This window comes from Nocardia sp. NPDC088792 (genome assembly GCF_044750615.1).
Taxonomy (GTDB): Bacteria; Actinomycetota; Actinomycetes; order Mycobacteriales; family Mycobacteriaceae; genus Nocardia.
Window position 1 is genome coordinate 1,819,459 of sequence record NZ_JBIVKC010000001.1, and the last position, 20,099, is coordinate 1,839,557.

17 protein-coding genes and 2 pseudogenes are annotated in these 20,099 nt (G+C 67.3%); 8 read left to right on the forward strand and 11 right to left on the reverse strand.

Annotated elements, in window-relative coordinates:
- Positions 1-16: 16 nt before the first annotated feature.
- A complete protein-coding gene (locus ACIP5Y_RS08810) occupies positions 17-1,267 on the forward strand; it encodes a cytochrome P450 (RefSeq protein WP_400348862.1) in 1,251 nt (416 codons plus the stop codon).
- Between the two features lie 3 nt (positions 1,268-1,270).
- On the opposite strand, the gene ACIP5Y_RS08815 is transcribed toward ACIP5Y_RS08810, so the two are convergent.
- From ACIP5Y_RS08815 to ACIP5Y_RS08835, 5 genes are read right to left on the reverse strand one after another with little or no spacing between them, the layout of a single operon-like run.
- Positions 1,271-2,332, reverse strand: a complete 1,062-nt coding sequence (locus ACIP5Y_RS08815; RefSeq protein WP_400348863.1) for a 2Fe-2S iron-sulfur cluster-binding protein — start codon at positions 2,330-2,332, stop codon at positions 1,271-1,273.
- On the reverse strand, positions 2,329-3,303 hold the full coding sequence (locus ACIP5Y_RS08820; protein ID WP_400348864.1) for an SDR family NAD(P)-dependent oxidoreductase: 975 nt from the start codon (positions 3,301-3,303) through the stop codon (positions 2,329-2,331). The genes ACIP5Y_RS08815 and ACIP5Y_RS08820 overlap by 4 nt, the downstream gene beginning before the upstream one ends.
- Entirely contained in the window at positions 3,300-4,868 is a 1,569-nt protein-coding gene (locus tag ACIP5Y_RS08825) for a flavin-containing monooxygenase (RefSeq protein WP_400348866.1), read from the reverse strand. The genes ACIP5Y_RS08820 and ACIP5Y_RS08825 overlap by 4 nt, the downstream gene beginning before the upstream one ends.
- A gap of 21 nt (positions 4,869-4,889) precedes the next feature.
- Positions 4,890-5,789, reverse strand: coding sequence for a metal-dependent hydrolase (locus ACIP5Y_RS08830; RefSeq protein ID WP_400348867.1), 900 nt, complete (start codon positions 5,787-5,789; stop codon positions 4,890-4,892).
- Positions 5,790-5,818: 29 nt separating this feature from the next.
- Positions 5,819-6,673, reverse strand: a complete 855-nt coding sequence (locus ACIP5Y_RS08835; protein WP_400348869.1) for a metal-dependent hydrolase — start codon at positions 6,671-6,673, stop codon at positions 5,819-5,821.
- A 124-nt stretch (positions 6,674-6,797) separates the two neighbouring features.
- On the opposite strand from ACIP5Y_RS08835, the gene ACIP5Y_RS08840 reads away from it, so the two are divergent.
- Positions 6,798-7,514, forward strand: a complete 717-nt coding sequence (locus tag ACIP5Y_RS08840) for a TetR/AcrR family transcriptional regulator (protein WP_400348870.1) — start codon at positions 6,798-6,800, stop codon at positions 7,512-7,514.
- A gap of 8 nt (positions 7,515-7,522) precedes the next feature.
- Here ACIP5Y_RS08840 and ACIP5Y_RS08845 read toward each other — a convergent pair whose 3' ends face one another.
- Positions 7,523-8,062 (reverse strand): TetR/AcrR family transcriptional regulator, encoded by a 540-nt coding sequence (locus ACIP5Y_RS08845; protein ID WP_400348871.1) that lies wholly within the window; start codon positions 8,060-8,062, stop codon positions 7,523-7,525.
- 89 nt (positions 8,063-8,151) lie between these two features.
- Positions 8,152-8,808: a TetR/AcrR family transcriptional regulator gene (locus ACIP5Y_RS08850; RefSeq protein WP_400348872.1), complete on the reverse strand. Its 657-nt coding sequence runs from the start codon at positions 8,806-8,808 to the stop codon at positions 8,152-8,154.
- Between the two features lie 92 nt (positions 8,809-8,900).
- On the opposite strand from ACIP5Y_RS08850, the pseudogene ACIP5Y_RS08855 reads away from it, so the two are divergent.
- Positions 8,901-9,446 (forward strand): annotated as a pseudogene (locus ACIP5Y_RS08855) (NAD(P)H-dependent flavin oxidoreductase); the annotation flags it as partial.
- Here the strand turns inward: ACIP5Y_RS08855 and ACIP5Y_RS08860 are convergent.
- Positions 9,443-11,167, reverse strand: coding sequence for a GMC family oxidoreductase N-terminal domain-containing protein (locus ACIP5Y_RS08860; RefSeq protein WP_400348873.1), 1,725 nt, complete (start codon positions 11,165-11,167; stop codon positions 9,443-9,445). The pseudogene ACIP5Y_RS08855 and the gene ACIP5Y_RS08860 overlap by 4 nt on opposite strands.
- Positions 11,168-11,294: 127 nt before the next feature.
- Between ACIP5Y_RS08860 and ACIP5Y_RS08865 the strand changes: the two genes are divergently transcribed.
- From ACIP5Y_RS08865 to ACIP5Y_RS08875, 3 genes and pseudogenes are all read left to right on the forward strand, one after another.
- A complete protein-coding gene (locus tag ACIP5Y_RS08865; protein ID WP_400348874.1) occupies positions 11,295-12,350 on the forward strand; it encodes an AraC family transcriptional regulator in 1,056 nt (351 codons plus the stop codon).
- A gap of 107 nt (positions 12,351-12,457) precedes the next feature.
- Positions 12,458-12,613 (forward strand): hypothetical protein, encoded by a 156-nt coding sequence (locus ACIP5Y_RS08870; protein WP_400348875.1) that lies wholly within the window; start codon positions 12,458-12,460, stop codon positions 12,611-12,613.
- A 91-nt stretch (positions 12,614-12,704) separates the two neighbouring features.
- Positions 12,705-13,754: pseudogene (locus tag ACIP5Y_RS08875) on the forward strand (YeiH family protein); the annotation flags it as partial.
- A gap of 57 nt (positions 13,755-13,811) precedes the next feature.
- Here ACIP5Y_RS08875 and ACIP5Y_RS08880 read toward each other — a convergent pair.
- Positions 13,812-14,951, reverse strand: coding sequence for a lipase family protein (locus ACIP5Y_RS08880; protein ID WP_400348877.1), 1,140 nt, complete (start codon positions 14,949-14,951; stop codon positions 13,812-13,814).
- A gap of 264 nt (positions 14,952-15,215) precedes the next feature.
- Between ACIP5Y_RS08880 and ACIP5Y_RS08885 the strand changes: the two genes are divergently transcribed.
- Positions 15,216-15,824, forward strand: coding sequence for an NADPH-dependent F420 reductase (locus ACIP5Y_RS08885; protein WP_400348879.1), 609 nt, complete (start codon positions 15,216-15,218; stop codon positions 15,822-15,824).
- Between the two features lie 4 nt (positions 15,825-15,828).
- Here ACIP5Y_RS08885 and ACIP5Y_RS08890 read toward each other — a convergent pair whose 3' ends face one another.
- Positions 15,829-16,635 (reverse strand): SAM-dependent methyltransferase, encoded by an 807-nt coding sequence (locus ACIP5Y_RS08890; RefSeq protein ID WP_400348881.1) that lies wholly within the window; start codon positions 16,633-16,635, stop codon positions 15,829-15,831.
- A gap of 131 nt (positions 16,636-16,766) precedes the next feature.
- On the opposite strand from ACIP5Y_RS08890, the gene ACIP5Y_RS08895 reads away from it, so the two are divergent.
- Positions 16,767-18,077 (forward strand): diguanylate cyclase domain-containing protein, encoded by a 1,311-nt coding sequence (locus tag ACIP5Y_RS08895; protein ID WP_400348883.1) that lies wholly within the window; start codon positions 16,767-16,769, stop codon positions 18,075-18,077.
- 67 nt (positions 18,078-18,144) lie between these two features.
- Here the strand turns inward: ACIP5Y_RS08895 and fadD32 are convergent, their stop codons facing one another.
- Complete coding sequence (gene fadD32 / locus ACIP5Y_RS08900; RefSeq protein ID WP_400348885.1) at positions 18,145-20,034, reverse strand: long-chain-fatty-acid--AMP ligase FadD32; 1,890 nt, start codon at positions 20,032-20,034, stop codon at positions 18,145-18,147.
- Positions 20,035-20,099 lie beyond the last annotated feature (65 nt).

Genomic DNA, 20,099 nt, shown 5'->3' on the forward strand with positions numbered 1-20,099 from the left:
TTTCAAGGGAGTTGCCATGACCACGACAGGTGGGACCTTCGCCCGGCTACTGGATCCGGCGGTGCGCGCCGATCCCTATCCGGTGTTCGAACAGATTCGGCAGAGCGGCGCCGTCCGCATCGGGGAAGCGCCCGTCGTGGTGCTGGCCGGGTACGCGGAATGCGCCGCGCTGCTGCGTGATCCGGGAGCCGGGGTGGAGCGGCGGCACGCCACGATCCCGATGGGCAATACGCCGACGCATGATCTCGCCGGACCGCATGCGATCGAGTTGCGGGATACCACCTCGTTCCTGTTCCGGGATCCGCCGGATCACACCCGGCTGCGGCGGCTGGTGTCGAAGGCGTTCACGCCCAGCGTGATTCGGCGGCTCGAACCGCGCATCACCGCCATCGTGGACCAGGCCCTGGATCGGGCCGCGGCGCAGGGCAGTCTCGACCTGGTCGCGGATCTGGCCTATCCACTGCCGGTGACGGTCATCTGCGAACTGCTGGGCATACCGCTCAGCGACGAACCGCGGCTGCGCAACTGGTCCAGCCTGCTGGCGCGGAGCCTCGATCCGGTGTCCAGCTCCGCACCCGAATTCCGGCCCGACGCCGAGGAATTGGTGCGCGCCAACAATGAGCTGTACGACTACTTCGACGAACTCGCCCGCACCCGCCGCGCCGCACCCGGCGACGATCTGCTGTCCGGGCTCATCACGGCGGAGGACTCCGGCGATCTGCTCACGCACAATGAGCTGATCGCGACCTGCGGGCTGCTGCTCATGGCGGGGCACGAGACCACCGTCAATCTCATCGCCAATGGCGGTCTCGCGCTGCTGCGGCATCCGGAGCATCTCGAAACCCTGCGCACCGAAGCGGATTTCGGCGCGCAGGTCATCGAGGAGACGCTGCGCTACGACCCGCCCGTGCAGCTCATTCCGCGCATCGTCTACCAGGACATCCGGATCGGCGAGCTGGAACTCCGGCAGGGCGACGTCGCCGTCATGCTGCTCGCCGCCGCGCACCGGGATCCGAGCGTCTTCCCGCAGCCCGCACGCTTCGACCCCTACCGGGAGAACAAGCATCTGGCTTTCGGGCTCGGCCCGCACTTCTGCCTCGGTGCGTCGCTGGCCCGGCTGGAGGCCGATATCGCGCTGACCCGATTCGCGCAGCGCGTCATCGAACCGCGGTTGACGTGCGATCCGCCGGCGTATCGGGCGCACGTCAATCTGCGCGGTCCCGCGGCCATGCCGCTGACCTACACGAAAATCCTTCCTGCCGAGTAGGACTCACTGGTCGAAGGCGATGTGCACGTCATCCGATTCGGGAAGGGTCTGGCACGCCAGGGTCAGGCCCATTTCCAGTTCCTCCTCGATCAACGCCTCGTTCATGATCATGCGGGTGCGGCCCTGCTTCACGCTGCACACGCAGGTGCCGCAGGCGGATTCGCGGCACACATAGGGGGCGTCTATGCCGTGGTCGAGCAGGAGGTCGAGGAGCTTCTTGTCCCTCGGCCAGGGCAGTGTGTGCGTCGCGCCGTCGATTTCGACCCGAGCCGTGGCGGTGTCGCCCCGCGCCGTGCCGGAATCGGCTGCCGGCGATGCCGCGGCGAGGACCGGTGTGTGATGTTCGAACGGGTTGTCGGTGAGTGAGCGGTACGCCTCCTGCCGAATCGCGCGATCGGGAATACGCAACTCCCCCAACCCGCGCTGCACCGCTGTCGCGAATCCCGCCGGACCACAAAGGAATACATCGTGCCGCCGGTAGGGCTTGGCCCACCCCGCGATACCGCGCGCGGTCGGCAGGCCACGTTCGGATTCCAGCCAGTGATGGACGGTCAACCGGCGCGGGTACTTGCGCGTCAGGTCCTGTAGCTGCCGCTCGAAGATGATCGAGCGCCGATCCCGATTGGCGTACAGCACCACGACCTTCCCGCGACCGACGGTGAGCGCCGACTTCAGGATCGACATGATGGGCGTGATGCCGCTGCCCGCCGCACACAGCAGCAGGTCCCGCTGCAACGACGGCGGCACGAAGTTCCCGGCCGGTTCCAGCACGGTCAGGAGGGAGCCCGCCGCGACGTTGTCGCAGAGCCAGTTCGACGCATAGCCGTCCGCCGTGCGTTTGACCGTCACGGTCATGCGGTCGTCGCAGTGCGGGCTGCTGGACAGCGAATAGCAGCGGGCCACCGAGCCGGTGCGGTCGCTGGGCACCTGCAGGGTGAGGAATTGTCCGGGCGCGTAGGCGAATCGGGGACCGAGGTCGGCCGGGATGTCGAAGACCAGCGAGACCGCGTCGGCGGTCTCGCTGATCACCTCGCGCACCTTGATCAAGTGGGCGCGAGGGTTCATACATGCTCCCCTCTGCCGATGGCCGACTTCCCGCTGCCCGCGGTGACGGCCTCCGGCACGGTCTCCGGCGGCGACGGCAGATAGCCGCCGAACCGCTCCAGCAGCCACGCACCGGTCGCTTCGATGCGCTCGATCGAGATCGGCTGTGTGATACGGCGATTCACGCCGGGCGCGATGCGCAGCATGAAGTACCCCAGCCAGGCTTCGGCCCGCACCGGCACCACGGCCAGGTCGTAGTTCACCGCGCGCACCACGGCCCGTGCTACCAGGTCCGGGCTCAGCGGCGAGAACGGCAGCTGCGCCGCGAATTCCTGCACCTGCCTGGCGATCTCCTTGCCGCGCCGCACCAGCGCCGGGTCGACGCCGATGGTGGTGGCGTGCTCGCCGATATTGGTATTGATCACGCCGGGGCAGATGGCGCTCACGCCCACGCCTTTCGGCGCGAGCTCCAGCCGCAGGCATTCGGTGAGCATCTTGACCCCGGCCTTGGACACCGAGTACGCCGACATGACCGGCGTGGGCGTGAAGGCCGCCGCGGAGGCGATGTTCACGATGTGCCCGCGCTTGCCCTCGTCGATCATGAGCCGCCCGAAAGCCCGGCAGCCATACACCACACCCAGCAGGTTGACGCCCAGCTGCTTGTCCCAGTCCTCCGGTTCCAGGTCCAGGAAGGCCCCGCTGACCAGGATGCCGGCATTGTTGACCAGCACATCCGGCACGCCGAGATCGGCGTGCACGTCGCGGGTGAAGGTCCCCCACGCCTCCGGATCGGTGACATCCAGCTGCATGGCGACCGCGCGCCGCCCCTCGGCGAGGATCATGGCGACGGTGGCCAGTGCGGCGTCCTTGTCGATATCGGAGACCACGACCTTCGCACCCATGCGCGCGAAGCGCAGGGCGACCGCCCGCCCGATGCCGCTGCCCGCACCGGTCACCACGACCAGGCGCGGTTCGATGGTATTGAGCTTCACGATGCCTCCTCGGACAGGACCCCGACCTCCGACGGCGCCGGCGCGCCGGTGGTGTACCGGTACACGTCGAGATTGAAATGCCGGTTCTGCCAGTACATTTCGCCGTGCGTGGAGGGCCGGAACGGTGAATCGCCGTTATTGTCGATGTAGTAGGTGTTGGAGCCTTCGCAGACCGGGGTGAACAGGAAGTTCTTCTCCTGCCGCCGCAGGCATCTGCGGAAGTACTCGTCGTGCACTTCCTGCCGGATCTCGATCTCGGTGGCGCCGCGGCGTTTCGACTCCGCGATGGCCCGCGCCAGATGCGCCGAGGTGGCCTCGATCATCCAGATGTAGGAGCCCAGCACGAACCCGTATGGGCCGGTGATGGTGAAGGCGTTCGGGAAACCCGGTACCGAAACGCCCTGGTAGGACTGATACCGATGCTCGTCCCAGAACTGTTCCAGGTCCTTGCCGTTGCGGCCGCGCACCGGGAAGGGCGGGATCGCGCCCTTGTCCCAGAGCTTGAAGCCGGTGGCGCAGATGAGCACGTCGATCTCGTGCTCGGTCCCGTCCGCGGTCACCACGCCGCGCTCGGTGATCCGCTCGATGGAATCGGTCACCAGGCTGACGTCGGAACGGTTGAACGTCTTCAGGTAGTCGTTCGACATGGACGGCCGCTTGCAGCCCAGCCCGTAGCGGGGCGTGAGCTTCTCGCGTAGTTCCGGATCGTGGATCTGACTGCGCATCCAGCGCCGGATCGGGATCTCCGCCGCCTTCCGCCCGGCCTCGGTGAGCCAGGCGGGCCCGGCCACCTGGCCGCTCATGGCGATTTCGGTGCCGACATTGCCCACCGCGCGCAGGGCGGATCGAATACTCCTGCGCCCCAGCACCTGCCGGCCGAGCCGGCCGACCTCGGAGTCGTTCTTCGGGAACACCCAGATGGGTGTGCGCTGGAAGACGGTGAGGTGTTCGGTGTCGTCCACGATGGCCGGGATGAGCTGCAGGGCGGTCGCCCCGGTGCCGATCACCGCGACCCGCTTGCCGCGCAGGGACACATCGTGATCCCACATGGCGGTGTGCACGAGTGTGCCGCCGAAGTCGTTCAACCCCGCGATATCCGGCATCTTCGGGCGCTCCAGGCCGCCGATGGCCAGCACCACGTGCCGGGCGGTGAGTTCGTGCCCGCCGTCGGTGGTCAAGCGCCACAGGCTGTTCCGGTCGTCGAATTCGGCGCCGACGATGGTGGTGTTCAGCCGCAGCCGATCACGCAGCCCGTACTTGTCGACCATGCTCTCGGCGTAGTCGCGCAGCTCGGTGCCGGGCGCGAAGATCCGCGACCAGTCGCCGCGCTGCTCATAGGAGAAGCTGTAGATGAAGGAGGGAATGTCCACCGCCACACCGGGATAGGTGTTGGCGTGCCAGGTACCGCCGACGCGGTCCCACTTGTCCACGATCACGAAGTCGTGGATGCCTTTGCGCTGCAAGGCGATGCCGGTGCCGATGCCGCCGAATCCGGCGCCGACCACGATGACCTCGTGGTCGGGCCGGACGGCGGCCGGGGCGTCCCGGCCGGCGTCTCTGCTCATATTCTCGAAAGATCCTCTGCCTCAGCCGATCCGGTCCACGAGCTCGCCGTGCGCCCCGAACAGCTCCTGCCGCCACGCCTCCAGCAGCGCGTCGGTGTCGATATCGTCGGGATGGAAGCCCGGCCGCATGTACGGCCGCATCTCCTTCAGCAGGCCCTTCACGATCGGGCCGCGGTACAGCCGGATGGTCTGGCGCACCACCTTGAACGGCCGCCAGCTGCTGGGATCGGACAGGATCGAGGCCAGCACGCCCAGCGAGACGACCGGAATCGTGAAGACGTACATGCCGGCCATGACACCGATGCGGACCACCTCCGCGCCGCCGCGATCACGGAAGACGTCGAAGGCCACCGACTTGTGCTCGAGTTCCTCGAACGCATGCCAGTTGAGCAGGTTCAGCACCTCCGGATCACCCGGAATGTCCTGGATCTCCTGGGTTCCCAGCACGCGCTTGGCGAGTGTCGCGGTGTAGTGCTCGGCCGCGGCCGTAACCGCGAGGTGCACCTGCCGCGGTACCGCGTTCTCCAGCGCGACCAGGCCGCGTTCGCGCAGCGCGTCGCGGTCGAAGGTGAAGATGCGCACGATCGGGAATCCGTTGTCGATCAGCATGTCGTTGAGCACGCGGTGCTGCTGCCCGTGCACGGCCTCCTGGCCGATGAACCCGGCCACCCGCTTCTTGAGCACGGGATCGGTGATCTCCTCGGAGAATTTGCGCACCGAGCGGATGAAGGACTCCTCACCCGGCGGGAACGCACCCGACAGCACGGCGATGAGGTGGGTGAGCGGAATATCGTCCTGGACGAAACGGTGCTGCATGGGTTCGGGCTGGCCGAACCGGAAGCGCATGCGCCGCACCTTCGGATACGGGGTGCGAGATTTGCCGTTGGGGGTGAGGGACTGGGCGTCCTGACCGATCGTCATTGGCCGGTCCTTTCTCGAGGGAGTTATGGCTATTTCAGGTGGTCGTTGAGTACGCCCTCGTCGCCGAAAAGCTCCTGCTGCCAACGGGCGAGCAAGGCCGTGGTGTCGATGTCGTCGGGATGGAAGCCGGGCCGCAGGTACTTGGCCAGCTCACCCATGAGGCCGCGGAAGATCGGGCCGGTGAACAGCTGATACGCCTCGCGGGCCACGCGCACGGGCTGCCGGCGCGCGACCGGATCGGTGGCCAGGGCGTAGGCGAGACTGCCGTAGGTGAGCGGCAGGGTCAGTGAATACATGGCCAGCATGACGCCGATGCGCATGCGTTCGCTGCCGCCGATGGCGCGGAACACGTCGAAGGCCACCGACTTGTGCTCGAGTTCCTCCAGGGCATGCCAGTTGAGCAGTTGCCAGAACTCGGGTTCGGCCGGGATGGACTGGATTTCGTCGCTGGAGAGCACGCGTTCGGCGAGCACGGCGGTGAAGTGCTCGGCCGCCGCCGTCATGGCCACATGCACCTCGGCGGGCAGCCGGGCCTCGAGGCCGAGCATGCGTTCCAGCTGCGTCGGGGAGTCGTACCAGGCGATGGGATAACCCATTTCGACGAGTTTCTCGTTGAGCCGCCGGTGTTCCTGGCCGTGCATGGCCTCCTGGCCGACGAAGCCGGTGACGCGCTTCTTCAGGACCGGATCGGTGACGCGTTCGGCCACGCGGCGCACCGAGCGGATGAAGGATTCCTCGCCCGGCGGGAAGCCGCCGGAGAGGCCGGCGACGAAGTGGCTGAACACCATATCGCCGTCGACGAAGTACTTGTCGTTCGAATCGTGTTGGTCGAAGCGGAATCTGATCCGCCGGGCCTTGGGATAAGCGGGAAGAACACTTGCCATCTTGACCATCCTTGGTGCAACACTGAGTACCTAGTACTGCGTGTTCGATGTGAGGCCAGTGTAGGATTGTCCCAGACACCACACAAGGGGGTGTGCCGTAACGGATCGAATTACAATCTGTCGCATGGCCTCTCCCCCGAATCGCGACCGACCGGCCGCCCCGAAGGGTGATGCCCGCTACGACCGCTGGCACTCGCACCGCACCTCCGTCCGCGCGGAACTCATCGACGCCACCATGCGCGCCATCGACGAGCACGGACCCGAACTCTCCATCGACGATGTGGTGAAAACCGCTGGTATACCGCGTCCCAAGCTCTACCGGTTCTTCGGCGACAAGGTGGAATTGCTGGCCGCGGTGAGCGGGCGGGTGCAGGAACTGATCATGGATCGCGTGACACCGCACCTGAATCCGACCGGACCCGGCCGGGAAGCCGTGCGCACGGTGCTCGCCGCCTACATCGATCTGGTCTCCGAGCGGCCCAACCTGTTCCGGTTCATCGTCAGCGCGCACGTGGTCACGGCCTTCGGCGCGGCCCGCCTCATCGAGGACGGCAGGCCACTGTCCGATACAGTCGCCGACTTCTTCTCCGGCGTGCTCCGGCTACACGGCGCCGACGGCGAGCACACCCAGTTCGCGGTGGACGCCATGCTCGGCGCCATCGGCCTCGGCGTCCTGCGCTGGCTCAACGAACCCGTCATCACCGCAAAGGAATTGGCCGACCAGCTCACCTCCTTCGCCTGGGGCGCCCTCTCCGCCACCGCCGAATCCCGCGGCCTCACCCTCGACCCGGACGCACCCCTGCTCCCGCTCCCGGAGCTGTCGGAACAGCCCCACCGCTGACCCGGCCGCTAACGCACGAACCGCTCCACCATGCGCCGCTCGCTCGCCGCGTCGGCCAGCGGCCACACCAGCAGTGACAGCACCACGCGCACAATCCACTGCGCCGCTTCGTCATCCGGTGCGATCCCGGTGAGCATGGTCGCGATGCGGCCCAATTCGCCGGACGTGGCGAAGACTTCGGCACTGCCGCCGGCGCGATCCGCGAACCAGTGCGCCAGCGCCGGATCCGCCCGCACCGCACTCACCGACGCGAGGATGGCCTCCACGATCCGCCGCGCCCCGTCGTAGCGCGCGACGACCGCGGCCACCCGCAACACCACCGCCTCGGCCGAGGTCGCCAGCACGGCATCGATCAAGGCCGCCTTGCCCGGGAAGTGCCGATAGAGCGTGGCCCGCGAACATCCGACCGCGCCGGCCACCTCATCCATGCCGACCTCATCGAACCCGCGCGCCCGGAACAGCTCTCCGGCCGACGCCACGATCCGCTCCGCGGCGATCGACCGGCGCACGCCACCGGCAAGCCAGTCCACGCGCTGGTTGGCAACCATCCGCACTCCTCATCATCGAGATCGCATCTCATCCTGAGACGTCGGATCGCATTCGTCCAGACCGCACCGGAGAGGACGGCGCAGACCGGTTACCCGGCGACCTCGCGCTCCACGGTGGTGGTGATGTCGGAGGCGGTGAGGATCATGGCCACCAGGAAGTCGACCAGTTGGGAACGGGTGATGCGGAGGTCGCCGCGGACCCATTCGGCGAGGAGTTCGAGGCCGCCGTGGACGACGGTGCGGGCGGCGAGTTCGGCGTACATGCCGGTGGCGGATTCGCCGAGGAGTTCGCGGCCCTGGTCGAGCATGATGCCGCTGAGGAGGGTGACGAGTTCGGCTCTGCGGCTACGTAGTTCGGCGAGGGATTGGAGTTCGGTGACCATCCGGCGGCGGGCGGGGTGGTCGACTATGGCGGCCAGCCCGGTTTCGATGACCGCACGGACGCGCAGGCGGGTGTCGGCGGGGGCGGTGGTGATGGCGGCCATGATCTCCGACATGGCCTGCGCCAGTTGATCTTCGACCACATCGATGAGGAGGCGGTCGGTGTCGGGGTAGCTCTCGTAGAAGTAGCGGTCGTTCAGGCCGGCGCGGGCACAGAGGGCACGCACCTTGAGGCCGGAGATGCCCTCGTCGGCAATGGTGTCCAGGGCGGCGGTGCGCAATTGCTCGCGGCGCCGGAGGCGGCGCTCGTCGGCGGTGAGGCCGGCGTATCGGCCGCGGGGCGCGGTCGCGTCACCACCGCTCACGTCATCACCTCTGGGCTACCGATCTTGCTTCGGGCATACTCTGGTGAAGAGTATCACCAGAGTGCTGGTCACAGCCTCGGAACGACCTGATGAAGGAACGCGACGGCCTCATCGCGGTCGCGGCCGGCGCGGGCGGGCATGCGGGCGCACAGTCACCCTTCGCGCTGGTGAACGAGATCCGCTCCTGGTTCGACGGCCCGCTGCTGCTGTCCGGCGCCATCGCGCACGGCCGCTCCATCCTCGCCGCGCAGGCCGCGGGCGCCGACCTGGCCTACATCGGCTCCGCCTTCATCGCCACCGAGGAAGCCAATGCCGTCCCCGGCTACAAGCAGATGATCGTCGACTCCACCGCCGGCGATATCGTCTACTCCAATTTCTTCACCGGCGTGCACGGAAACTACCTGCGCCACAGCATTACCGCGGCCGGCATGGACCCCGACGACCTGGGCGAGTCCGACCCGTCGGCCATGAACTTCGGCACCGTCGCCGACGCCCCGGCCGGAGCCAAGCCCTGGCGCGATATCTGGGGCTCCGGTCAGGGTATCGGCGCGGTCGACGCGGTGGTGCCGGTCGCCGCCGTGGTCGACCGCCTCAGTCACGAATACGCCGACGCCAAGGCCCGGCTCGAAACCCTCTAGGTATCAGCGGGTTCCGTTCGGGCCGAATTGATTTCGACGATCGGCAAACGGAGCGCCGCCGGAGCAGTGGGCGGCACCACCGGATGCCGCGGCGGAATCGGGGCGAGGCGGCGATAGGCCGCACCGACGACGGGACGTCGATCCGTGTCACCCCGGTTGGGCCACAGCGAGATTGCGCGTTCGGCCTGCGCCGTGATGGTCAACGACGGGTTCACGCCGAGGTTGGCGGAGATGGTCGAGCCGTCGATGATGTGCAGGCCCCGGTAGCCGTAGATCCGGTGATACGGGTCGACGACACCGGTCTCCGGACTGTCGCCGATGACGCACCCGCCGATGAAGTGGCCCGTCATCGGGATATTGAAGATGCTGCTGCTGGTGGCGGCCGTGGGAATACCGTCGATCTTGTCGGCAATGCGGCGCGCCACCTCGTGGCCGGCCGGGATCCAATCCGGATTCGGTTGTCCCGCACCCTGTCTGGTGGTCATCCTGCGACCGAACAGGCCGGGCTTGGTATAGGTGATGATGGAATTGTCCACCGACTGCATGACCAGCAGGCCGAGTGATTGTTCGGACCAGCGCCGGGGCGTGTGCGCCTTGACCAGATCGCGCCGATTCCGTACGAGTTCCCGCAGCCAGCCGCGCCAGCGCGGGGCGTCACCGCTCACCATGACGGTGGTCATCGGCGACATGGCATTACTGCCCTTGCCGTAGCGCACCGGTTCGATATGGGTGTCGGGATCCGGGTGGATGGACGAGGTGATGGCCACACCCTTGGTGAAGTCGCCGTCCTTCCGCCGGCTCCGGACCGCCAGCAGCTCTTCGGAATTGGTGCGGGACAGATACCCGAGGCGCGGGGAGATGTCCGGCAGCGACCCACGATCGCGCAGGCTGTGCAGCAGCTTCTGGGTACCCAGTGCAGCCGCCGCGAAGATCACTTGTTCGGCGGTGAATTCGTGGCGCTGCCTGCGGACCTTGCGACCGGTGCGCACGGTGGTCACCGCGTATCCGCCGCCGGTGAGTGGCCGGACATCGGTCACCGTCGTGAGCGGATGCACTGTGGCCCCGGCCTTTTCGGCCAGATACAGGTAGTTCTTCACCAAGGTGTTCTTGGCATTGTGGCGGCAACCGGTCATGCATTCGCCGCAATGGGTGCAGGTCCGGCGATCGGGCCCGACGCCGCCGAAATACGGGTCGGGCACATCCTCACCGGGCCGCCGCCCGGGGCCGCCGAAGCACACGCCGACCGGAGTGCGCCGGTAGGTGCCCGCGATACCCATCTCCCCGGCCACTTCGAGCAGCACCCGATCCGTGGGCGTGGTCGCGGGATTCACGGTGACGCCCAGCATCCGCTCGGCCTGGTCGTAATGCGGGGCCAGCTCGTCCTTCCAGTCGGTGATGTGCCCCCACTGCCGGTCGGCGTAGAACTTGTCCGGCGGCTGGTAGAGGGTATTCGCGTACACCAGCGAACCGCCGCCCACGCCCGCGCCCGCCATGATGAAGGTGTTCTTCAGCAACGCCAGACGTTGAATGCCGAAGCAGCCCAGCGCGGGAGCCCACAGGTACTGCCGCAGCCGCCAGGAGGTCTTCGCGAACTCGTCGTCCGCGAAGCGGCGCCCGGCCTCCAGCACGCCGACGCGATAGCCCTTCTCGGTCAGGCGCAGTGCGCTCACACTGCCGCCGAAGCCCGAGCCGATGACGAGGACGTCGTAGTCGAAGCGCATTCGGATCTCCACAGGTTCGAAGTCGGCGGGGTTCAGCGATGTATTGCGCTCAACGCTACGAGCTGGGGTTATGCGGTCATGAATCAGCGACGGCCAGAAAATCCATACTTCCGGCCATAATCGAGGGATGAGCACGGTCGAGGAGCCGGATGTCCGGACCTGGAACTTCCCGCGCGGCACGGCCAGCGTCGCGGTCATGGTGGAATTCGCTCGCGAGCACGGCGTGCCGTCCGAACGGATACTCGCGGGCACCGGGCTGAGCGGGCCGCAGCTGGCCGATCCGGATGCGCAGATCCCGGCCGAGACCGAACTGGCCGTGGTGCGCAATCTGCTCCGCGAGGTGACCGGGGTGCCGGCGCTCGGGGTGGAGGTCGGGCGGCGCTACCGGATCAGTACCTTCGGCATCTTCGGCTACGCCTGTGTCACCAGTCCGACACTGCGCGAGGCGATTTCGCTGGCCCTGCGCTACTACCGGCTCGGATTCGCCTTCTGCACACCGATCGTCGAATCCCGGCCGCGCGAAGTGGTCACCTGGATCCACCACGACACCATTCCGGCCGATGTGCAGCGGTTCCTGGCCGAACGCGACATCGTCGCCATGCATCGGGTGATGAGCGATCTACTCGGGGCACGGGTCGACTTCACCCGGGCCGAATTCGCCTATCCCGCCACCGATCAGGCCGAACGACTGGAGGCGCTGTTCGGCATCCGCCCGCAATTCGATCGCGCCCACACGGTTTTCGGGATCGACCCGGACCTGCTGGCGCAGCCGCTCCCCCAGGCCAATCAGCCCACCTGGGCGGTATGCGTCGCGCAATGCCGGGACCTGCTGCATCGGCGCAGTGCCCGCACCGGTATCGCCGCCGAGGTGCGTGATCGGCTGCTACCCGGCTCCGGGGCAACGGGATTCACCGCGCCGCCGTCTTTCGACGCCCTGGCCCGGACCCTCAATATGAGTCCGCGCACCCTGCGCCGTCATCTGGACGCCGCGGGCACCAGCTACCGCGTGCTGCTCGACGAGGTGCGCCAGACGCTGGCCGAGGAAATGCTCACCGCCACCCCGCTGTCGGTGGACGACATCGCCATCCGCCTGGGATACGCCGAGGCCACGCCCTTCATCCACGCCTTCAAGCGCTGGACCGGGACGACACCCGCAGCGTATCGGCGGACGGTGCGCGAATAAGGACAATTCCGACAACGAATCAGGGCGATTCCAACACTGTCCGCACGCCGCCGGCCTCGACATAGTGCAGGCCTGCCGTACTGCGAACTCAGTCTGGAGGCCCAAGGGTGAACAGTCCCAACCCCGCGCCGGAAACATCCGGCGCCCGACCAACGTGGCTCGAGGCCGCCGGGCGGCTCGGGGCCGACTGGTGGTCCGTGATCGTGTCGGGCGCGGTGACGGTGCTCGCCGTACTCGACCTCCTGCCGAAGATTCCGTGGTGACGATATGAGCGACACCGCGGTCGACCTCGGAAAAACCGATGACGACTTCCTCGAACCCGACTCCGGGCCGCTCACCGCGCGCGGCCTGGCCGCCTACCTGCCGGGCGTCCTGCTGCTCGTAGCGGTGGGCGTGCTCGGCAAGTACGCGGAGATCTGGTGGCTGAAGCTGGCCAAACACCAGCACTGGACCGTCCCGGATATCGAATACGTGCTGTGGGCCATCCTCATCGGCCTGCTCATCACCAATACCGTCGGCCTGCACCCGATCTTCCGGAAGGGCGTGGGCACCTACGAGTTCTGGCTCAAGATCGGCATCGTGGCGCTGGGCTCGCGCTTCGTGCTCGGCGATGTCGCGAAACTCGGTGGCACCAGCATCATTCAGATCCTGGTCGATATGACCGTCTCGGGTGCGATCATCCTGGCCGTGGCGCACTGGCTGGGACTGTCCGGCAAGCTCGGCTCACTGCTGGCCATCGGCACCTCGATCTGTGGCGTGTCCGCCATCATCGCGGGTAAGGGGGCGATCCGGGCGCGCAATTCCGATGTCGGCTACGCCATCGCGGCCATTCTCGCGCTGGGCGCGGTGGCGCTGTTCGCGCTGCCGCCGCTGGGACACGCGATCGGGCTGACCGATCACGAATTCGGGCTGTGGGCCGGTCTGGCGGTGGACAACACCGCGGAGACCACGGCCACCGGCTACCTGTTCTCCGATGCCGCGGGCAAGACCGCGGTGCTGGTGAAGTCCACCCGCAATGCGCTCATCGGATTCGTGGTGCTGGGTTTCGCGGCCTACTGGGCGGCCCGCGGCGAGGCCGACGCCATCGCGCCGGGCCTGCGCGCCAAGGCGGTCTTCGTCTGGTCCAAGTTCCCCAAGTTCGTGCTCGGCTTCCTGGCCGTGTCGGCGGTGGCGACCGTGCACTGGCTGACCAAGGCCCAGGTCACCAACCTGGCGAACTTCTCGAAGTGGGCGTTCCTGCTCACCTTCGCCGGCGTCGGCCTGAACACGAACATTCGTGAGCTGGCCAAGACCGGGTGGCGGCCGCTGGTGGTGGCGGTGATCGGCCTGGTGACGGTCGCCATCGTCTCGCTGGCCCTGGTGTTGTTCACGTCCCGGGTCCTGCATTGGGGCGTCAACCTCTGAGCCGCGCTCGCATGGCGCATGGCCCGGGAAACCCTCGGCCATGCGCCATTCCGGCGTTCAGGCGCCTTTCTGGAGGACCAGCGCGCGGGATTCGGCGAAGCGGTCGGCCAGGAAGCGCATGGCCGGACCGGCGAAGGACAGTGCGCCGGTGATGTGTTCACGCCGGGGCATGGTCAGCATGGTGACGTCCGCGCCCAGCGCCTTCCAGTCATCGGCCAGGCCGACCGCCTGCGGGAACGGAATGATCTGCTCGGCGGTGCCGCCCGCGACCAATACCGGTGCGGTGGGCGCGATTCCGCCCAGTTTGTTCTCCAGCATGCGCCGCCGGACCTCCGGCACCTCGAAAGGCATGCGGCTGCAATAGGCCGATACCCGGGTCGGGATCAGCGCGCCGACGCCGATACCGAGCACGGCCGCCGGAATGGCGTGGGTGCGGCGGAACAATGCGGCAATGGCGCGGCCGTGCGGCCGGAGGTATTGCAGCACATCGAGTTCCGGGTACGCGGCGTCCAAACCGAGTACGCCGTAGAACAGCAGGAAGGCGTACGGGGTGCCGTCCAGGAATTCGACCATGTCCAGCAGGTCGGCGGGCGCGGAACCCACCACGCCGCCCGACAGTTCCAGCTCGGGCGCGTAACCGGGCTGCAATTGCAGCGCCCAGCCCGCGGCGCAGCCGCCCTCGGAGTACCCGTAGATGCCGAGCGGTCCGTCCGGATCCAGGCCCGCGGCGGGCAGTCGGCGGGCGGCGCGAATGCTGTCCAGCACGGACGGGCCCAGGGAACGGCCCATGACGTACGGGTGGGTCCCCGGATTACCGAGGCCCGGATAGTCGGTGATGGCGAGCGCCCAGCCGCGGCGCAGGGCCGAGATGATGAACAGCGATTCGTACTCCAGCCCGAAGCGCAGCTGCCAGGACGCGGCGGCCACGGTATCGGCCAGGCCCTGGGTGCCGACGGCATAGCCGATGAGCGGCCGGGCGCCGGGTCCGCGCCAGGGCTCGCGCGGGACCAGTACGGTCCCGGTGACCGTTGTGGGTTCCCCCGAACCGAGGGTGCTGGTGTAGCTGATCCGCCACGCCCGGGCGGGCAGTTTCACGCCGGGCAGCAGCCGCGCCGTCATCGGTTCCGCCGACAACAGCCGGCCCGGTCCGGCACCTACCGCCGCCTCGTCGAAGCGGTTGGTGTTCGCAGTCATCATTGCCTGCCTTTCGCACACGATCACGCGTTATGGAGTTGTCGCGCAAACGGATCCGGGTGTTACAACTGTCCCGGACAGTCCGGTCCGTACGTTCACGATACCCAAAATGAGAAAATGTGACAGGTCATGTCGCAGCCGCTCCCACTCGGTGAGACCGCCGCGCACGTCCGCGGGCGAAATCGCTGATCACAGCGGTTGCGGTATCCTCGTCAAGGAATACCAACTGTTCGGGTGGTTGCTCTTCCTCACCAGGAGGGTGCGGCTGTGGACGTGGGCATTTTCGGAGCAGGACTGGTCGGTCTGAGCCTTGCGGGATTATTCGATCGCGCGGGCCACACCGTGTTCATAGCCAGCCGTCACCTGGACCACCTCTCGAAAACCGTGGCCGACAGGGGTTTCCGGCGCACCCGGGCCGCCGAGGCCGAAGAGGTCGCCGAATCGGCGACCATGCTCGTCGGCGCGGTCGAGTGGAGTCAATTGGAAACCCTGGCAAAGGAATTGCCGCCGCTCGACGGGAAGATCTGGATCGACCCGGCCAATCCGCTGGCCCGGGAGGCCGACGGCAGCGTCACCGTACTGTCCACGGACGGACGGCCCAGCAGCGCCGTGGTGGCCGATCTGGTGCCCAAGACACAGCTGGTCAAGGCCTTCAACGGGTTCACCGCGCCGATGTACCGGTCCGGACCGCTCACCTCGCTGGGGCGCATCGTGGCGCCCATCGCGGGCGACCATCCGGCGGCCCTGTGCCGGGTCGCCGAACTGATCAAGACCACCGGCTTCGTACCCATCGTCATCGGCAATATCGACGACAGCGTGGTGCTGCAACCGGGCGGGGCGCTGCGCATGCTGAGCATTCCCATGATCGCGCCCTGACGACTCAACCCTTGTGGGCGAGACCGCCGTACGCGCCGGAGGCTTCCGGATTCGCGCCGACATCCTCCGGATTGTCCGGGCGCCACAGCGGCAGGTGCACCAGACCGGGCTCCAGCAGCGTCCATTCCTGGAAGTAGCCGGCGATCTCGTCCTTGCCGCGCAGCACGATCTCGGTGGAGGTGCGGCCCGAAAGCTTCTGCGCCTCCAGCACTTCCGCGGGCTGGCCGTCGGCGGTGGCATGGGTGATGGAGACGTAGCTGCCGGGCGACGCCACCTCCAGCAGACGGGACACCGCGGCGGCCGGATCAGCGGAGTCCGGCACGAAATGCAGGACGCCGAGCAGTAATACGGCGACCGGTCGGTTGAAATCGAGCAGGTCCTTCGTCCCCGGATCGGACAGAATCGCCTCCGGATCCGCGACATCACCGGCAATCACGATGGCGCGGTCATTGCCCGCCAGGATGGCCTGACTGTGCGCCACGGCCACCGGATCGATGTCCACGTAAACGACTCGGGCTTCGGGATTTCGGGCCTGTGCGACCTCGTGCACATTGCCGACGGTCGGAATGCCGGAACCCAGATCCAGGAACTGGTCGATACCGGCATCGGTCAGATAGCGGACAACACGGCGGAGCATATCGCGGTTCGCGCGCATGGTTTCGGCGACATTCGGCGTGAACTGCTCGATCATGCGGGCCAATTCGCGGTCGATCTCGAAATTGTGCATGCCGCCGACGAAATAGTCGTATACGCGGGAAGCACTCGGGCGATCCAGATCGATACCTTCGGGTGCCCAACTCGGTCTGGTCATCGGAGCCACTACCTCTCTCGAACCGAACGAATCGGCATTTCAGCCAATTCCGAAGCGCCGCAATGGTATCCCACCACGATGAAAAGGGGTGGTGTTCACGTCACCGACCGGTCGGGCTACCATCGATTCTCATGGCGTCGGATCCCGGGGGCGGGCCGGATCAGCGCAGCCCGCACGCCGCACTGGTCGAACAGTGGGCCGCTGCGCTGGAGGGCGGAACCCGCGATCATGTGGTGCCCATGAGCCGCCATGAGGCCCGCGGTCTGCTCGACCGCCTGGCCCGCGAATTCGTCGCCGCCGCACACGATGACGGCCCACCGGACAGGGCGACCAGTCTGGGCGTCGAGCTGGCGCGGGCACATTTCGTCGGAAATGAGGTACTGGGCCGCAGCATCACGGCATTGCAGACCTATTGCGCGCAGCAGGCCGATATTCCGGCGACCCGCGCGGCAGCACTGGTGGGCGCCTTCACCACCGGGTACGTGCGCGCCTTCCGGGGCTGGCTGCTGGCCGAACAGGAAAGCGTGCGCGCCGCGGACATGGCGGCGCGATTACGCGTGCAGGAACAACTGCGGGCCAGCGAGGCCCGATTCCGGGCGGTGTTCGCCCAGGCCGGAATTGGAACCGGATTGTCCGATATGACCGGTCGCATCATCGAGGTGAACGCCGCCTTCGCGAACATGCTCGGCTATACCCCCGCCGAGATGTGCGCGCTCGACGTCACCGACCTGACCCATCCCGACGACGATTCGAACATGTGGGCGCTCTACTCCGCGGTGGTGCAGGGCGAAGTCGACAATGTCCACTTGGAGAAGGCCTACCCGCATCGCGACGGCACCACCGTGTGGACCAAGATCAATGTCTCACTCATCCGCGATGACGACGGCCGGCCGCAATACACCCTGATCCTGGTCGAGGACATCTCCGAACAGCGGGTGCTACGCGAACGCCTGCAATACCGGGCCCACCACGACCAGCTCACCGGGCTGGCCAATCGGTCCCGCTTCTTCGACGCGCTCACCGCGGCCTTCGACGAGCCCGGCGCCCGGATCGGGCTCTGCTACGTGGATCTGGACCGTTTCAAGGCCGTCAACGACACCTACGGGCATGCGGTCGGCGATCAGGTACTGAAGCAGGTCGCCGCCCGGCTGGACGCCTGCACCACCGATCCCGGCCAGTTGGTGGCCCGCATGGGCGGCGACGAATTCGTCATCCTCGTACCGCACGCCGGCGCCGACATGGAGGAGCTGGCCCGCTCCGTGCGCACGAAGTTCAACCGCCCCTTCGAGGTCCAAGGGCGGCGGCTCACCGTCACCGCCAGCGTCGGCGTGGCCGCGGACCACGCCGCACACACCACCGCCGATCATCTACTGCAGGCAGCCGATTACAGCATGTACTGGGCCAAGGCGGTGGGGCGCAGCACCACTCGCACCGCCTTGTAGCGCGTGCATCCGGGGCGTCGCAGCTGGTGCGACGCCCCACCGCGGGCGGGTCGAATATCGGCTGGGCTCAGTCGGATTCGTCGGGAAACGCCTGCTGCCGGTGGCCGCCGCGGAGAGTGCCCTCCAGATAGGCGGTGCGGCAGGCGCGGCGGGCGATCTTGCCGCTGGAGGTGCGCGGGATGGAACCCGCGGGGACCAGGAGCAGATCGCGGACCGTGACGCCGTGCCGCTTGGCGATCGCGGCGCGGACGGTTTCGGTGATCGGGTCGGCGTCGAGTTTCGCTGCGCCCGTACCGCGTTCGGCCACGATGACCAGCTGCTCAGCGGTATCGCCGGGATCGGCGGCGGGGCCGCCGTCGGCCGCGGCGATATCGACGGGAAGCTGGTTCGCCGAAACCGAGAAGGCCGCAACGAATCCGGGACGCAGGGCGGTACTCGACTCCTGCGCGGAGTACTCCAGATCCTGCGGGTAGTGATTGCGGCCGTCCACGATCACCAGATCCTTGACGCGGCCGGTGATGTACAGCTCACCGTCCAGATACGCGCCGAAATCGCCGGTGCGCATCCAATTCGCCTCGGGATCCGCGCCTTCGGCATGACTGTGCGGCTGCCGGCTCGTGACCCGATTGCGGAAGGTGGCCAGGCTCTCCTCCGGCCGGCCCCAGTAACCGATGCCCATGTTCTGGCCGTGCAGCCAGATCTCGCCGACCTCGCCCTCCGGCTTCTCCGCACCGGTCTCCGGATCCACGATGACCGCCCACTGCGACAGCGAGACATAGCCGCAGGACACCTGGGCCACAGCCTGATCCGCGTGCTGATCGACCTCCACCATGCGGCCGGCGTTCAGCTTGTCGCGGTCCACGTAGACCACGCGGGCCTCGTCGTCGCGGCGGGTGGCGGAGACGAACAGCGTCGCCTCGGCCATGCCGTAACAGGGCTTGATCGCCGTCTTGGGCAGGCCGTACGGGGCGAAGGCGTCGTTGAACTTCTTCATCGACGTCACCGACACCGGCTCACTGCCGTTGATCAGCCCGATGACATTGGAGAGGTCGAGCTCCTCCCCCGCCTTGGGCAGGCCACGCGCCGCCGCATGCTCGAACGCGAAATTCGGTGCGGCCGCGAAGATCTCGGCGCCGTCCTCCTGCGCCGCCAGCTCCTTGATCCACCGGTACGGCCGCCGCACGAAGGCACTGGGCGACATGATGGTGATGTACTTGCCGCCGATGGTGGGCAGGATGACCGTCAGCAGCCCCATATCGTGGAACAGCGGCAGCCAGGTCACCCCGCGCGCCTTCTCGGTGATGCCGATGGCGCGGATCATCTGGAACAGATTGGTGCCCACGGCCCGGTGCGTGATCTCCACGCCCGCCGGGGTGCGCGTCGACCCCGAGGTGTACTGCAGATAGGCGACATCGTCCATCTGCAGGTCCGGGCGCACCCAGGTCTCGCCGACACCGTCCGGAACCGCCTCCACCGCGATGATGCGCGGACGCTGCGGCGCGGGGAGATGCTTGAAGATGTCACGTACCCCGGAGGCGGCCGTGGCGACCGTCAGGATGGCCGACGGCGTGCAGTCGTCGAGCACCCCGTGCAAGCGGTCGGAATGCCCTTGCTCATCCGGATCGAACAGCGGCACGGCGATATTGCCCGCGTACACCGCGGCGTACATGGCTACGACGTAGTCGAGGCCCTGGGGCGCCAGAATCGCCACTCGATCGCCCGGCTGCGTGACCTGCTGCAGCCGGGCCGCCACCGCGCGCAGCCGGACGCCGAATCGGTTCCACGTGATGTCGTGGACCTCGCCGTCGCGTTCCCGCGAATAGTCGATAAAGCGGTAGGCGAGCTCATCCCCGTTCGCGGCGGCGTGCCGGTCGACCAGATCGATCATGGTCTTGTCCTCGGGGAGGCTGATGTTGCCTCGCTCGTCCAGAAAATCTTCAAAGGTCTCGCCGATCATTCCCTATCCTTTTTCAACTCACAGCCGTGGCTGTGCAGTGACACCGAACAAGAATCGATACCGAA

Coding starts and splice junctions, on each gene's coding strand:
- ACIP5Y_RS08810 (WP_400348862.1), top strand. CDS start 17: ATGACCACGACAGGTGGGACCTTCGCCCGGCTACTGGATCCGGCGGTG.
- ACIP5Y_RS08815 (WP_400348863.1), bottom strand. CDS start 2,332: ATGAACCCTCGCGCCCACTTGATCAAGGTGCGCGAGGTGATCAGCGAG.
- ACIP5Y_RS08825 (WP_400348866.1), bottom strand. CDS start 4,868: ATGAGCAGAGACGCCGGCCGGGACGCCCCGGCCGCCGTCCGGCCCGAC.
- ACIP5Y_RS08830 (WP_400348867.1), bottom strand. CDS start 5,789: ATGACGATCGGTCAGGACGCCCAGTCCCTCACCCCCAACGGCAAATCT.
- ACIP5Y_RS08835 (WP_400348869.1), bottom strand. CDS start 6,673: ATGGCAAGTGTTCTTCCCGCTTATCCCAAGGCCCGGCGGATCAGATTC.
- ACIP5Y_RS08840 (WP_400348870.1), top strand. CDS start 6,798: ATGGCCTCTCCCCCGAATCGCGACCGACCGGCCGCCCCGAAGGGTGAT.
- ACIP5Y_RS08845 (WP_400348871.1), bottom strand. CDS start 8,062: ATGGTTGCCAACCAGCGCGTGGACTGGCTTGCCGGTGGCGTGCGCCGG.
- ACIP5Y_RS08860 (WP_400348873.1), bottom strand. CDS start 11,167: ATGCGCTTCGACTACGACGTCCTCGTCATCGGCTCGGGCTTCGGCGGC.
- ACIP5Y_RS08865 (WP_400348874.1), top strand. CDS start 11,295: ATGAGCACGGTCGAGGAGCCGGATGTCCGGACCTGGAACTTCCCGCGC.
- ACIP5Y_RS08880 (WP_400348877.1), bottom strand. CDS start 14,951: ATGATGACTGCGAACACCAACCGCTTCGACGAGGCGGCGGTAGGTGCC.
- ACIP5Y_RS08890 (WP_400348881.1), bottom strand. CDS start 16,635: ATGACCAGACCGAGTTGGGCACCCGAAGGTATCGATCTGGATCGCCCG.
- ACIP5Y_RS08895 (WP_400348883.1), top strand. CDS start 16,767: ATGGCGTCGGATCCCGGGGGCGGGCCGGATCAGCGCAGCCCGCACGCC.
- fadD32 (WP_400348885.1), bottom strand. CDS start 20,034: ATGATCGGCGAGACCTTTGAAGATTTTCTGGACGAGCGAGGCAACATC.